General features: G+C 45.9%; 12 protein-coding genes and 1 pseudogene. 3 read left to right on the top strand and 10 right to left on the bottom strand.

Features of this window, described 5'->3' with window-relative positions; all coding sequences use genetic code 11:
* Positions 1–475: 475 nt before the first annotated feature.
* A complete protein-coding gene (locus J2T20_RS22220; RefSeq protein WP_307591662.1) occupies positions 476–1525 on the bottom strand; it encodes a lactonase family protein in 1050 nt (349 codons plus the stop codon).
* A gap of 223 nt (positions 1526–1748) precedes the next feature.
* Between J2T20_RS22220 and J2T20_RS22215 the strand changes: the two genes are divergently transcribed.
* The 3 genes from J2T20_RS22215 to J2T20_RS22205 all read left to right on the top strand — a co-directional run bounded on the left by J2T20_RS22215 (position 1749) and on the right by J2T20_RS22205 (position 4014).
* Positions 1749–2009, top strand: coding sequence for a GlsB/YeaQ/YmgE family stress response membrane protein (locus J2T20_RS22215; protein ID WP_036650754.1), 261 nt, complete (start codon positions 1749–1751; stop codon positions 2007–2009).
* 219 nt (positions 2010–2228) lie between these two features.
* Positions 2229–2729, top strand: coding sequence for a CcdC family protein (locus J2T20_RS22210; protein WP_307591660.1), 501 nt, complete (start codon positions 2229–2231; stop codon positions 2727–2729).
* A gap of 322 nt (positions 2730–3051) precedes the next feature.
* Entirely contained in the window at positions 3052–4014 is a 963-nt protein-coding gene (locus J2T20_RS22205) for an L-lactate dehydrogenase (RefSeq protein WP_307591658.1), read from the top strand.
* Between the two features lie 54 nt (positions 4015–4068).
* Here the strand turns inward: J2T20_RS22205 and J2T20_RS22200 are convergent, their stop codons facing one another.
* The 9 genes and pseudogenes from J2T20_RS22200 to J2T20_RS22160 all read right to left on the bottom strand — a co-directional run bounded on the left by J2T20_RS22200 (position 4069) and on the right by J2T20_RS22160 (position 12451).
* The gene (locus J2T20_RS22200) at positions 4069–4308 is read right to left on the bottom strand and encodes a YiaA/YiaB family inner membrane protein (protein ID WP_307591725.1); all 240 of its coding nucleotides are present in this window, start codon (positions 4306–4308) and stop codon (positions 4069–4071) included.
* Positions 4309–4353: 45 nt separating this feature from the next.
* Positions 4354–4491: pseudogene (locus J2T20_RS25855) on the bottom strand (YiaA/YiaB family inner membrane protein); the annotation flags it as partial.
* 610 nt (positions 4492–5101) lie between these two features.
* Positions 5102–7279, bottom strand: coding sequence for a heavy metal translocating P-type ATPase (locus tag J2T20_RS22190; RefSeq protein ID WP_307591656.1), 2178 nt, complete (start codon positions 7277–7279; stop codon positions 5102–5104).
* A gap of 166 nt (positions 7280–7445) precedes the next feature.
* Positions 7446–7835 (bottom strand): ArsR/SmtB family transcription factor, encoded by a 390-nt coding sequence (locus J2T20_RS22185; RefSeq protein WP_307591654.1) that lies wholly within the window; start codon positions 7833–7835, stop codon positions 7446–7448.
* Between the two features lie 71 nt (positions 7836–7906).
* Complete coding sequence (locus J2T20_RS22180; RefSeq protein WP_307591652.1) at positions 7907–8641, bottom strand: ABC transporter permease; 735 nt, start codon at positions 8639–8641, stop codon at positions 7907–7909.
* A gap of 2 nt (positions 8642–8643) precedes the next feature.
* On the bottom strand, positions 8644–9360 hold the full coding sequence (locus J2T20_RS22175) for an ABC transporter permease (protein ID WP_307591650.1): 717 nt from the start codon (positions 9358–9360) through the stop codon (positions 8644–8646).
* Positions 9353–10267 carry an ABC transporter ATP-binding protein gene (locus J2T20_RS22170; protein ID WP_307591649.1) on the bottom strand — a complete coding sequence of 305 codons (915 nt, stop codon included), beginning with the start codon at positions 10265–10267 and terminating at the stop codon, positions 9353–9355. Before J2T20_RS22170 ends, J2T20_RS22175 begins: the two co-directional genes overlap by 8 nt.
* A gap of 70 nt (positions 10268–10337) precedes the next feature.
* Positions 10338–11780, bottom strand: a complete 1443-nt coding sequence (locus tag J2T20_RS22165; protein ID WP_307591647.1) for a sensor histidine kinase — start codon at positions 11778–11780, stop codon at positions 10338–10340.
* Positions 11777–12451: a response regulator transcription factor gene (locus J2T20_RS22160; RefSeq protein WP_307591645.1), complete on the bottom strand. Its 675-nt coding sequence runs from the start codon at positions 12449–12451 to the stop codon at positions 11777–11779. The genes J2T20_RS22165 and J2T20_RS22160 overlap by 4 nt, the downstream gene beginning before the upstream one ends.
* Positions 12452–13069 lie beyond the last annotated feature (618 nt).

Here is a 13069-nt window from a genome sequence, read left to right as displayed (position 1 = left end):
ATATTAGAGGGGAAGATTCCCTCTAAATAAAACCAAAGGGTTTGAATCCTTAAATTAGTAGGAAAAATTCCTTCTAAATAAGCTGAATAAGCTGAAGAAAAAAAATTCAAAGAGTGAGAAGGAATGAAAGGTAATATGAAAACCATAGGAGCGGTAGCAAGCGCCTTGTATCCGAATTAACGTTACTACGTTTATGAGAAGCATCAATACGAACCTGTTGGAAGTTAATGATGGGCTTTGAATTCACCTGTAAATCAAAAGTTCAGTCTATATAGTAGGAAAAATTCCTTCTAAATTTAGACTGAACTAATGAAGCACCTGGTTGTTGTTCATACATGTTTCACAGAAGTTCTCATCACATTCGGATTAACGTTACTACATTTATTAGATGCATCCATGCGAATCCGTTGGAAATCATTGATTGGCTTTAAATTCACCTGTAAATCAAAAGTTCAGTCTATATAAGTCGATTTAATTAGAGAAATTTAATGCAAACCGGAGCCGAAACTCCCAGTTCATTTCCCGTAGGAATAAGTCGCCCGTTATCAGCATCTATCGTATAAGACGTAATAGTACTGCTGTTCTGATTGGCAACCAACATAATATTATTAAAGATCGCGAAGTTACGCGGATCCCGTCCACCTGAGGTTTGCCAATCGGAAGCTGTCAGCAGACCGCTTGAATCGTCAATAGTGAACAACACAATGCTATCATGACCCCTGTTGGAGGCATAAAGGAATCTCCCGCAGGATGAGATATGAATATCAGCTGCCGTATCATCACTTCCCGCTATATAATGCTCCGGAAGCGTTGGAATATGCTGTAGAATGTTCAGATTCCCAAATGTATCATCATTCGTAAATACCGTTACCGTATTATTTAACTCATTGACTACATATACCCACTTTCCGGAAGGATGTAACGCCAGATGGCGCGGTCCTGATCCCGGTGGCAAGTTCACTTCGCGATGAGTGGTCAGCAGACCGCCTTCCATACTGTAGAAAATAATTTGATCCAAACCCAGATCACATACCATCACTCGCTCCCCGCTGCTGTCCGGAATGATCGAGTGCGGATGAGGAGCGTCCTGACGATCCTCACGAATGCCTTGGCCTGTATGCCGTACCTGGGAAGACATCTTCTGAAGCGAGCCGTCACTATTTACAGGAAATACATTCACGTTACCCCCAGAGTAATTAGAGACGAATACGTAATCCTCTTTCTGACTGATTGACACATAACAAGGAGACCCTCCACCGGTTGATCGACCCCCAAGAGAGATGAGGGCTTTAGTGTCGTGATCCACAGAATAGGCATGAATTTCTCCCGCATCTTTTTCACTAACAGCATACAGAATAGTTCCTGCCTCGTTCAGTGCTAAATAAGAAGGATTCTCTATACCTTTGGTCCCGGCAAGAATCCTCATTTCACCTCCATCAAGATTCAAGGCGCATAAGAATAGGGATTCCTTTTCTTCTGAGCTGTAAGTTCCAACATAGAATAAAACTTGATCAGAGCGTTCCATGACAGCGACTCCTTTAAGTTAGAGTGAATGAAATTGTACAGGTACATAGTTATATTTCACCACTATAGCATGTTTAGGTTTTGCATTCATCTGAGTATTTCTCCGCTTATTCTAGGACATACTAATACTTAATTCACCAAAATATTACACCTGATTTAAACGCTCAGCATTAGGTTAATAGTTACCATCCAAGACAACAATAAACTAAAGGAGCTGAAGCATAATGAGTTTTTTATGGATGCTGATTGTTGGCGGTATTATTGGTTGGTTGGCAGGATTGATCATGGGTCGTGATATTCCGGGAGGAGTTATCGGTAATATCATTGCCGGTATTTTGGGCTCATGGTTAGGTGGATTGATCCTAGGTAGTTGGGGACCAGAGGTTGGCGGATTCTTTGTCCTTCCTTCATTAATCGGGGCGATTGTACTCATCTTCATCGTGAGTCTAATCCTCCGTTCGGTCGGTGGACGAAGCCGTTCTTAATGCCTACAATAAAGTAGGTAGTTAATTAATAACTAGGGGGGCTGTCCCGAAAGCCATAACAATGGCTGCCGGGACAGCCCCCTGCTTTTTATGCAGATCTCCTGTACAATCCCAACACATTAACCCCCTAATCGAGGCAGATGAGTTCAATGTTTTGCCATCGACTTTTCTGTTATAATGTAGGCACAAGTGACTCAAATCACAGAGAGGTCGTGAATCATGGGCAATATTAACCCTTCGTATCTTCATATTGGCTCTACCTTAGGTGCCGTATTCATGGCTCTGATGGTTATATTTATTCGCCTCAAGGCAAGTGCACGTCCAGTTACTATCCGAAAAATATGGATACCACCGCTCGGTATGTCTACCGGCTTTGCCATGTTTGTCGCTCCTCAGGTTAGGTTCCCCTTATGGTGGGCCGTTATCGCCTTTGTCATCGGGTGGTTTATCTTTGCTTATCCTTTAATACGCAGCACAACGTTTGAACAACGAGAGGGAGAAGTTTACGCACAACGCTCCAAGAGCTTTGCCTTTATATTGCTTGGACTGCTTTTAGTCCGTACGCTACTGCATGAATTTATCAACCGGTATATTTCGGTACCGCAATCAGGCGGACTTTTTTTCATTCTTGCCTTCGGGATGATCGTTCACTGGAGACTCTTCATGTATAAACGATACAATGTTCTTGTCTCCCCCAAAAAATCGCCTTCTACCCCCTAAATCTTCACCTCTATACCATTCGCCGGATCGCAAGGAGCTGAGTCATTCCGCCCTGTTTCCGGCGTTTTTTTGGGCGCATCTTTACTTTTTTCGCATACAATAATACATATAACTGTTCGGTTAGTTCCCATCATCCGTATAGTTAATGTCAATTATAAATAAATGTACACGGATTTCCTGTTCCCTATGTCAGGTAAGTTACGGCAGGATACGTTAAAATAAGAGCAAAACTACGCATATGCAACCGAAGTAGGTTCTTGCTCTGAGCAATACCTTACACCGCATAGGCATTGCAAATTTTTATAGAGAGGGGGGATTGGATTTGAAAAGTAAATCGAGGAAAGTTGCAATCGTAGGCTCCGGCATGGTCGGCTCAAGCTGTGCCTACTCCATGGTTAATCAGGCCATCTGTGATGAGATCATGATGATTGACCGCACCTATGACCGCGCGATGGCACAAGCTCTTGATCTCTCCCATTGTATGGATTTCACAGGTACACGCACCAAGGTATACGCTGGAACTTACAAAGACTGCTCCGCTATGGATGTTATCATTATTACAGCCGGGGCCAATCCGAAGCATGGACAGACACGGTTGGATGTATTAGATGCTGCTGCGGTCATTACGGAAGACATCGTGCGCAAAATTATGGCTGGAGGCTTTGACGGTATCTTCGTTATTGCCGCTAATCCAGTTGATATTGTAACTTATATGGTCTGGAAAATATCGGGTTTACCGCGTCACAGGGTCATTGGTACAGGAACCTCTATTGATTCATCGCGTCTGAAGACATTGCTCTCGGATGTGTTCTCCATTGATCCACGCAGTGTTAACGGCTATGCTCTTGGGGAGCATGGCGAATCCCAGTTTGTGGCCTGGTCGCATGTAACGATTGGAGGCAAACCGATTCTGCAGATTATCGAGCAGCACCGCGAGCGGTTCAGCCATCTGGATCTCGAGGATATCGCCCGCAAAACCAAGGATGCCGGATGGGAGATTTTCACCCGCAAAGGCTCAACTCATTTCGGAATCGGCAGCGCATTGGCCTATATTACCCGTTCTATCCTAAACGATGAACATAAAATCATTGCCGTTTCGTCAATTCTAGACGGAGAATATGGGCAAAGTGATGTCTGCTCCGGCGTCCCTGCTATCATTGGCAGCGATGGAGTCAAGGAATTGCTGGAGCTTAATCTGAATGCGGAGGAAGTTGGTAAATTCAGCGCTTCCTGTGATATCATTCGGGCGGGTATCCACAGCCTTCACTTAAAAGAAAGAGGTTAATATCCTTGCACCAAAAATAAGACCGTACCCTAATTAAAGGGTGCGGTCTTATTTTTATTCCGTGGTTGCCGGATTAGCTCCCAGGTTAAAGTCATCTTCTTCATTATCGCGAATTGTCTTTTGCAGTACGAAGCAAGATACGATCAGGAAGGCAGCAGCTATTGCGTAGTAGCCTTTTACATATAGCGGCTCCTCCAATGTATATAATCCTATGTATTCGAAAAGCACGGCAATGACGAAGCCTGACCAAGAGAGGAACGTAAACGCTGAGGTATTCCGCTTGCGGTGGTTCATGTTCTGCTCCTGCAAGAACTCGTCTTCATCATTATCACGGACAACCTTCTGAAGCATAAATGAGGAAATGATAATCAGCACACCACTTACGGCGTAATATCCTTGAACAGACAAGGGCTCTTTAAGGGTGTAGATTCCAACGAATTCAAAGCCTGCTGCAAGGACAAAAGCCGTCCACGCCATAAAAGTATAGGCTGCAGTGTTGCGTCTTCTGTAGAAGTTCGGTCTTCTCAGAGGTGTAACGCTTGTAGTCGTTTGCAATTCCAGACTCATCGCCTCTTTCGCAGTAATATACTGATTCCCTAATATTTTACTATATAGTAATAAATATTGTCATTCTTTGTTTTACACCAAGAAGAAACGGGCTATGTTTAAAGAAAAGGGTTACACCTCTATAAGTAATTTATGCAGATAGTGCATCATAAATGGCGGAAACGAGCTACCTGAGCGGAATATAGTGTAAAAATGCTTCATAACTGGTGGAAATGAGCTACTGGAGCTGAATATAGTGTAAAAGTGCATCATAACTGGCAGAAACGAGCTACTGGAGCTGAATATAGTGTATAAGTGCATCATAATGGGCGGAACGAGCTACCGGAGCTGAATATAGTGTAAAAGTAAGTGAGTCCGCATAGATAGGGAATTCAGGTAAATGGAGTAAATAGCGTCCGCTGGGTCCGTTAAGCTTACGCATTCATTTTGAGCAGAGATCTATGACGTGTTCCAATTTGGTTTAAGTTTAAAAAAGCCTGCCCCATCCATACTAATGGATGGTGGGACAGACTCAATGAATTTAGGAATGAAATACATCCGTTACCTTCAATGCCCGAACACTATTAAGCACAGCCAATATGGTTACCCCTACATCTGAGAAGACTGCCTCCCACATGGTAGCATATCCGAAGGCACCCAATAGCAGGAAGATGGCCTTGACTCCCAGTGCGAAGATAATATTTTGCCATACGATGGATCTTGTACGCTTGGCAATACCGATGGCAACCGCGATTTTGGACGGCTCATCGTTCATGATCACGATATCCGCCGCTTCAATGGCTGCGTCTGAGCCCAATCCCCCCATTGCGATCCCGACATCCGCTCTTGCCAGGACAGGTGTATCATTGATCCCGTCTCCGACAAAGATAATTTTCTCCCGTTGTGCTTTAAGTGACTCCAACCGTTCGATCTGTTCGACTTTATGCTGAGGCAATAGTTCTGAATAGACTTCATCCAGCCCTAACTGTTTCGCTACAGTCTCTGCCACTGAAGCCGTATCGCCCGTCAGCATCACCGTCTTGGTGATACCCAGCCCCTTAAGGGCTTGAATCGCCCGGGCAGCATCCTCTTTCACTTCATCCGCAATGACGAGAGAACCTGCGTACTGCTTGTCGACAGCAATATGAACAGTGGTTCCCGCTTGCGCAGGTACCCGGTAAGGAATACCCTCACGCTCCATCAATCTTGCATTTCCCGCCAGCACAGTCTTTCCGTCCACGGATACCTCAATACCATGTCCGGATATTTCATTATAATTGCGTACAAGCTCATTATTGATGACGGCATTGTAGGCTTCCCGAATGGATTCTGCAATAGGATGGCTGGAATGGCTTTCTGCATAAGCAGCCACTTGAAGCAGCTCGTTCGCTGAGCGTCCCTCAGCCGGAAAGATTCCGGTGACTTTGAACTGCCCTTTTGTTAACGTTCCTGTTTTGTCGAAAACCACAACCTTAACATCGCCCAGCGCCTCTAAATAGTTGCTTCCTTTGATTAGGATACCGCTTTTTGAGGCCGCTCCAATCCCGCCAAAGAAACCGAGTGGAATTGAAACTACAAGCGCACAAGGACAAGAGATGACAAGAAAGATCAGTGCACGGTAAATCCAGTCTGAAAAGGTGGCCCCGCTGATCAACAACGGAGGAACAATGGCTAGTAACAGCGCTGTAATTACAACTACAGGTGTATAACCCCGCGCAAACTTACGTATGAAGTTTTCAGTCTTCGCTTTATGGCTGGATGCATTCTCAACCAATTCTAATATTTTGGAAACCGCTGATTCGCCGAACGTCTTGGTTACCTCTACGGTAATTACGCCGTTCCGATTAATGAACCCGCTTAATACAGTGCTGCCAAGCCCAACGGAACGTGGTACGGATTCTCCCGTAAGAGCCGATGTATCCATCATGGTGCTGCCTTCAAGGATAATGCCGTCCAGAGGAACCTTCTCACCGGGTTTAACCACAATCCGGTCTCCAATAGAAACTTCCTCCGGTGAGACACGCCGTGTATCCTCTCCCACCTTAAGGTTCGCACTTTCGGGGCGAATATCCATCAATGCAGTGATCGATCTACGGGAGCGGTTAACAGCTAATCCCTGAAATAATTCACCAATCTGATAGAACAGCATAACCGCAACACCTTCAGGATATTCACCAATGGCGAAGGCACCAATGGTAGCCAGTGCCATCAGGAAATTCTCGTCAAACACCTGACCCCGGACGATATTCTTAGCTGCCCGCCATACAATTTCACCGCCTACCACAAAATAGCCCAGCAGGAAGATCAGTAGCTCTGTCAAACCACCTACCGGGAGCAGCATTCCTGCTGCCGCTAGAATACCGCCGCCTGCCAAACGCAGTATTGTACGGCGCGTATTATTCTCCTCATGCTCATGAGTATGACTGTGCCCCTCCGAATCAACATGGGCATGTTGATGTTTCAAGCTAGCTCCAGCCTGCTTCTCTCTCAGTTTCACATGTGGTTCAAGCGCGGTGACGGTTCTCTCCGCTTCTGATAAGGCAGATTCTGCATAACCTGCGGCAGTCTCCATCGTCAGTGTCTTTGTTGCAAAGTTAACGGAGCAGTCGGAAACACCTTCAATGTTCTTCACTTTGTCTTCAATTTTCATCGCGCAGTTTGCACAATCCAAACCTTCCAATATCCATTGGCGTTTCAAGTTCTGTTGAATGGTATTCATGTAGTCCCACTCCCCTATCACTGTATATATGAGCACTTATTCATATGTTATTCTTACTTGTATTATATTCCCTATCCTTCAGCAGTGTCAATGTCTGTCGGGTAGGATTGGGTCCTATTTTAAAATAAAAAAAACCGCCCGAAGGCGGCCTTAGCTTTGTATGTGGTTATTCGTGACTGATATGTTCATGTGTCTGCAAAAAAATCTGCTCTACATGGGCATCATTCAGCGAGTAATAGACGGTCTTGCCTTCTTTGCGGCGTTTAACGATCCGCAGGTTCCGCAAATAACGAAGCTGGTGGGATACCGCTGACTGCCCCATATCAAGAATGGTCGACAAATCATGTACACACAGTTCTTTTCGGGATAAAGCGTAAATAAGCCGCACTCTTGTAGGGTCACCCAGTGCCTTGAACATCTCCGCCATTTTGTCGGTCGTTCCCCGGTCCGGCAGGATCAGCTCCAAAGACTCCAGTTCCAGCTCCGATCCGTTGCAGGTATTGTCACATTCCTCAATTGTTGCCGGTTCCACGTTCCTCGCCCCCCGATGAATCATCCGGCACTGCCGGCTCCATATTCTTTACATAATTATATGGAAAACTGCCTGCAAAGTCCATTCGGAGAGATTTATACGGCCTTGCGCCGGAAGGAGAGCAACCCTGCTGTGAAAAACAATACAAAACTCCCTAACACAACGATCATCAGACTTTCAAGCGGTAAATTAAGCGCGCCAAAATTCCCATCCGCTCCATAAGGAGACATTGCTATTAACGGCTGTACCCAAGGGTAGTAGGGGCCGTATGTGGTGGAATTTGCCACCAGCATGTTCGGGATTGTAAAGGTTACATTGAGGGCTAGAGGAGCTGCGAAGCTGCTCCACGCTTGAGATACAGCCAGCTGCAGCGCAGCAAGCGGTAATGTCGCCAGCCAACTGCCAAGAATACGCGGAAGCACCATCTCCCAAGGAGGAGGCCCTCCGGCTTCACGCCACCAACCTACTCCCAGGAAACATACGAGAAATAGTAGTTGTACTGCAGCCAGCAGAACCGCTGCTACTATAAACTTGGATAAATAGACCGATCCTCTGGATACAGGCAAGGAGAGCAGTTGCTTCCAACCTCCATTATGATGCTCATAGCGGCATAATAGCGCTGTGAACAGGCCGGACAATATCGGCAAAAACAGCATTCCATGAATAGCTCCCATCACAGACAGTATAAACTCCCATGAAATCGGCCCCTCCTCAGATTGCGACATCCCTATAAGTACGGCAAACGCTGGGCTGGCCAGAATAAGAAGCCATAAATAGCGGCTGGACATTTTCACAATCTCTGCAGACAATACTCTACCTAAAGTCCTCATACTCAGATCACATCCTTCCGAGCGAAGTGCAGTGCTCCGGGTAGAAGAAGCAGCATTCCCAGTAGAATTCCGAATATGGAGTAGAACATAGGCTGAAGACTGTTCCAAGCCAGATACGGCCAGACCAAGGGGACCCATTCCGGTAAATAAATAGAGAACAGCGACACTATCGATAGGATCAGTCCAAATGAAACGGATATTGCCTGATTGCTGAATGTCAACGACAGCCATAGCTGCAAGGAAAGAATGGGTAAGGCTGCACCATAAGGCCAAAGGCCGATGCGTACGATCTCTCCGTAAGGAATATGATCCGTGCCAAAGCCCAGGACAAGTCCTAGGATCATTACCCCTGCTGATAAGAGAACACAAGATATGGTCAGCAGAATTAGACAGAGAAGTAACTTGGACGAGAATACGGTAACACGAGATATCGGCAACGCCAGAAGCTGTTTCCATGAGCTAGTCTGATGTTCAATATTCGCCATTAACGAACAGATAAGTGTACTGCCTAAGTACAAAGCAACGGGAACAAAAAAAGAGATGTTTTCCAAGAGTGCTCCCCATAAGTCCATTGCATACTCTTGCTTGATATAATCGTAGCGTAAGCCAAAGTTCAAGGCCTGCATCGCTACTAGCCCGAGCGGCCCCAGACCTGCCAAAAACCAAAGACCCTTGCCATGAATTTTCAGCCAGTCCGCCGACATCACGCGCCTAATCATGGCTTACCCCGCCCACAACCTGCAGGAAGAATTCCTCCAGCGATTGTCTTCGTTCTTCCACACGGTAAATCGCATGCCCTTTCTCTACCAGGACTTTAACCAGTTGGGCCACTGTGGTGTCATTCATCCGGGTGAAGCAGAGTGTTCCATTCTGAAGTACTCCTGTATATCCTCGATTCTCCACGAAGGATAGCGCCATCTCCGGTTCGGAGACCACCAGTCTCATCTCTCCGGCTGCCCGCTGCTGGAGATTGGTAATGCTGTCCTGATAAACCATGCTTCCTTGGTGAAGGATGCCTACGGTATTTGCCATCAGTTCAATCTCACTTAACAGGTGGCTGGACACCAGAACCGTTATCCCATGTTCTTGCGGCATCCGCTTAATGAGATCACGAATTTCCTGAATGCCGGATGGATCAAGTCCGTTGGTCGGTTCGTCCAGAATAAGCAGCTCCGGATTCCCAAGCAGTGCAGAGGCTATGCCAAGACGTTGCTTCATACCAAGTGAGAATCCTTTCACAGGACGCTTTTCTTCCCCCGTTAACGAGACAATATCCAATACCTCTGAAATTCTAGACTTGGGAACATTCAATATCCGCCGAATAGCCTCCAGATTCTGAATCGCCGTAAGATGCCCATAATAAGAGGGCGATTCAACCAAAGACCCTACTTTACGCAGGATATTCATCTTTTCATGTCTAAGATCCTTGCCGAATATTTCAATCGTTCCGGCAGATGGCGCGATCAGACCCAGAAGCAGGCGTATGGTTGTAGTCTTTCCTGCACCGTTTGGTCCAAGGAAACCGTAAATCTCACCTTTACGGATGTTCAGATTCAAATCCTTCACAGCCGCCCGGCCTTTGTAGTTCTTCAACAAACCTTTTGTTTCAATGATTGTTTCACTCAATGTATTCACCTCGGTATACAGCTTAGCTCTCCGAGGTTAAAAGGATGGCAGGGTTAAGTTTAAGTTTTGGTTAAATATTCGTAAGAGCAGACGAATAAATCACAATCGAGGTGCCCGTTGACGAACTTTTGACTTCCCATTTCAGGTTCATTCGGGAAAGGAGCAAATCTACGATAGATAATCCCAGTCCTGCACCTTTCGTGTTGGAATCGCTATTCATGCCGCTTCCGTGATCGGAGATAACAATGGCGTGTACCCCGTTGCGAATTTGCGTGGATAATCCCACATAAAGACCCCCGTGTGCATGACGCATAATATTCTGGTATAAATTATCAAGAACACGTCGAAACCAGATTTCATCAACCTGCCAATAGAGTGATTCTTCGTCCAGTTCGATTTCTACAGAGAATCCTTCCCTCTCCCAAAGCGGATACCATGCCGCTGCACTTTCTCTCAACAGCCGAAGTATATCCTTTCTCTCCAGCTTCAATGTAATTCTGCCGCTTGTCAGCAGGTTATAGGACAGCAGATTGTCCATTAGAACACTAAGGTCGGCAATACGTTCATCCATAAGAATTAGGGATCGTGCACCCTCTTCTGACAGCTTTTCCTTTCCCAGATTATATACATGACTGCGAATAACCGTAAGCGGAGTCCGCAAATCATGGGACAAATCAGAGATCAGACGCTTGCGCAGTTGTTCCTCATCTAATTCTCTCCTGCGGCTGTCCTTAAGCTCAATTACCATCGTATTGAAGGCTTCCTCAAGCTTGCCAATTTCATCAGTCTTACCCTTCTGGATCAGACCGGGAAAACCGTCTTTCTCAGCCCTTGTCATGGCGGTCTGCAAACGCAGTAACCGTCTGCGAATTCTATCAAAAAACAGCCAGGACACAACTGCGAAGCCAAGAAATAAAACCAGCAGAACCGTACCGTATATAATAACAGGGGCCGGAGAACTCACGGCCTTAATCAACGAACGGGGAATTTGCATCACCATGAAGCCTTGCCCAAGCTCAGCCTTATCCCCAACAAAGGCAACTACAGTAAACGGATTGCTGTCCGTGCTTGCCTTCATAAAGGCGATAGACTCGGTTGCAGTCCACTGAGCGGGGATATGAGCTTCATCCATAGCATCCTCTACTGTAGCGGTATCAAGTGGAGAAAAAACATGTTCTAATTCCCCTACTCCATTCACCCAGAACATCAAAGCACGGCTATAGCTTTCACTTAGCTGCCGCAGCCGCTCATTTACCTCTTCAGGTGAGGCATCCTTTAAGTGAAGTGCTTCCGTGTGCCACATTTGCTCCAGCTTTTGACCGTTGTTATAGAGCCCTGCCTCCGCTGTCAGGGTGGATGTGGGTTTACCCACAACTAATTCATTCACAAGGTTATAGAGGATATAGCTCATCGGGAAAATAATAGGCAGAAAGAGTAACGCCACCATAATGATTAATAGGTAGCGGAATAATAGCGATTGTCTGAACAGGTAAAATCTCTTGTTTTTTGTCATGCCCTTACCCGATAGCCCACACCGCGAATGGTCTCAATGATTTGCGGTGAAGCGGGATCCAACTCCAATTTTTCACGCAGATACCGGATATGGACCATCAAGGTTTTATCACCCTCCATATACAGCTCACCCCATACCGCTTCATATATCTGTTCCTTCGTCATAATCTGATTTAAATGCCGCAATAAATAAAAGAAAATCTGAAATTGCTTGCCCGTTAACCGAATTTCTTCTCCGTTCTCGGCATGGACAATTCGGTTTTCTTCTTCATATATAATAAGATGCTTCAATAATAATTCGCCTGAGCCAGAAGATCCTGCGCGTCTAAGAAGCACTTCTATCCGTGCTGCCAGTTCTTCAGGGTGAAAAGGCTTCGTTAAATAGTCGTCTGCAAATTGCAGTCCCTGCAGCTTATCATCAATAGAGGTTCTGGCAGAAAGCATCAATATGGGCAGCTTGGGATACGCCTTCTTCAACCGCTGGCCCACCGTAAAACCATCCAAGCCGGGCAGCATAACATCAAGAATCGCTAACTGGCAGCCCTCTGCCTGCTCTGTGGCCTCTTCTCCGCTCCGCAGCCACCGTACAGTGTAATTCCGATCGCTTAAATCAGCAGTTACCACGCTGCCGATCTCTCTATCATCCTCAATATACAACAACGTAGTGCTCATCGATTCTCCCTCTCCCTATCACCAAAATGGGCCGGCGGCTTGTCCTCAAAAACTGTGAGGTCATTATAGCATAATTTTACAAATAGAGAGTGAAACATACCTTTGTTTATCATCAAAAAAGGTGCCCCGGGAGTTTACACTCCAAGACACCCTTAGAATAGATATTCTTTTTAGAAAAACCTTTTGTTCTTGTTATTTACCTGTATTTACATAGGCGATCTTTCATATCGCTCCAAGAATAAAGTAAAGCAAGAAGAAGACGGCGATCACGTACATCGTAGCCGATATTTCTTTTCTTCGTCCGGCGGCCAGTTTAACAATAGGATAAGCAATGAAGCCAAGTGCAAGTCCATTAGCAACACTAAAGGATAATGGGCAGCGATTATAGCAACGATCCGTTCGCGGAGCGTCCTTATAAGCACAACCATCTATCCAACTCCAAAAACGAGGGGTGTCCTAAGTAGCCATTTCATGGCTAATGGGACACCCCTCGTGGCGGTCGCTGCCGCTCTTCCAACTCCAAAATTCTTACGTCTACTGCCGTCCTATTCTGGTGCATTGCATAAAGCTATTGTCACAAACATTTAGATGTACTTTGTACAATTAAAATCGGGTGAT

Origin of the sequence: Paenibacillus wynnii (genome assembly GCF_030812855.1) — a bacterium.
In the GTDB taxonomy this organism is placed as follows: domain Bacteria; phylum Bacillota; class Bacilli; order Paenibacillales; family Paenibacillaceae; genus Paenibacillus_AQ; species Paenibacillus_AQ wynnii_A.
Note: the sequence above shows the minus strand (reverse complement) of the source record. Positions and strands in the feature narration are given on the sequence as shown.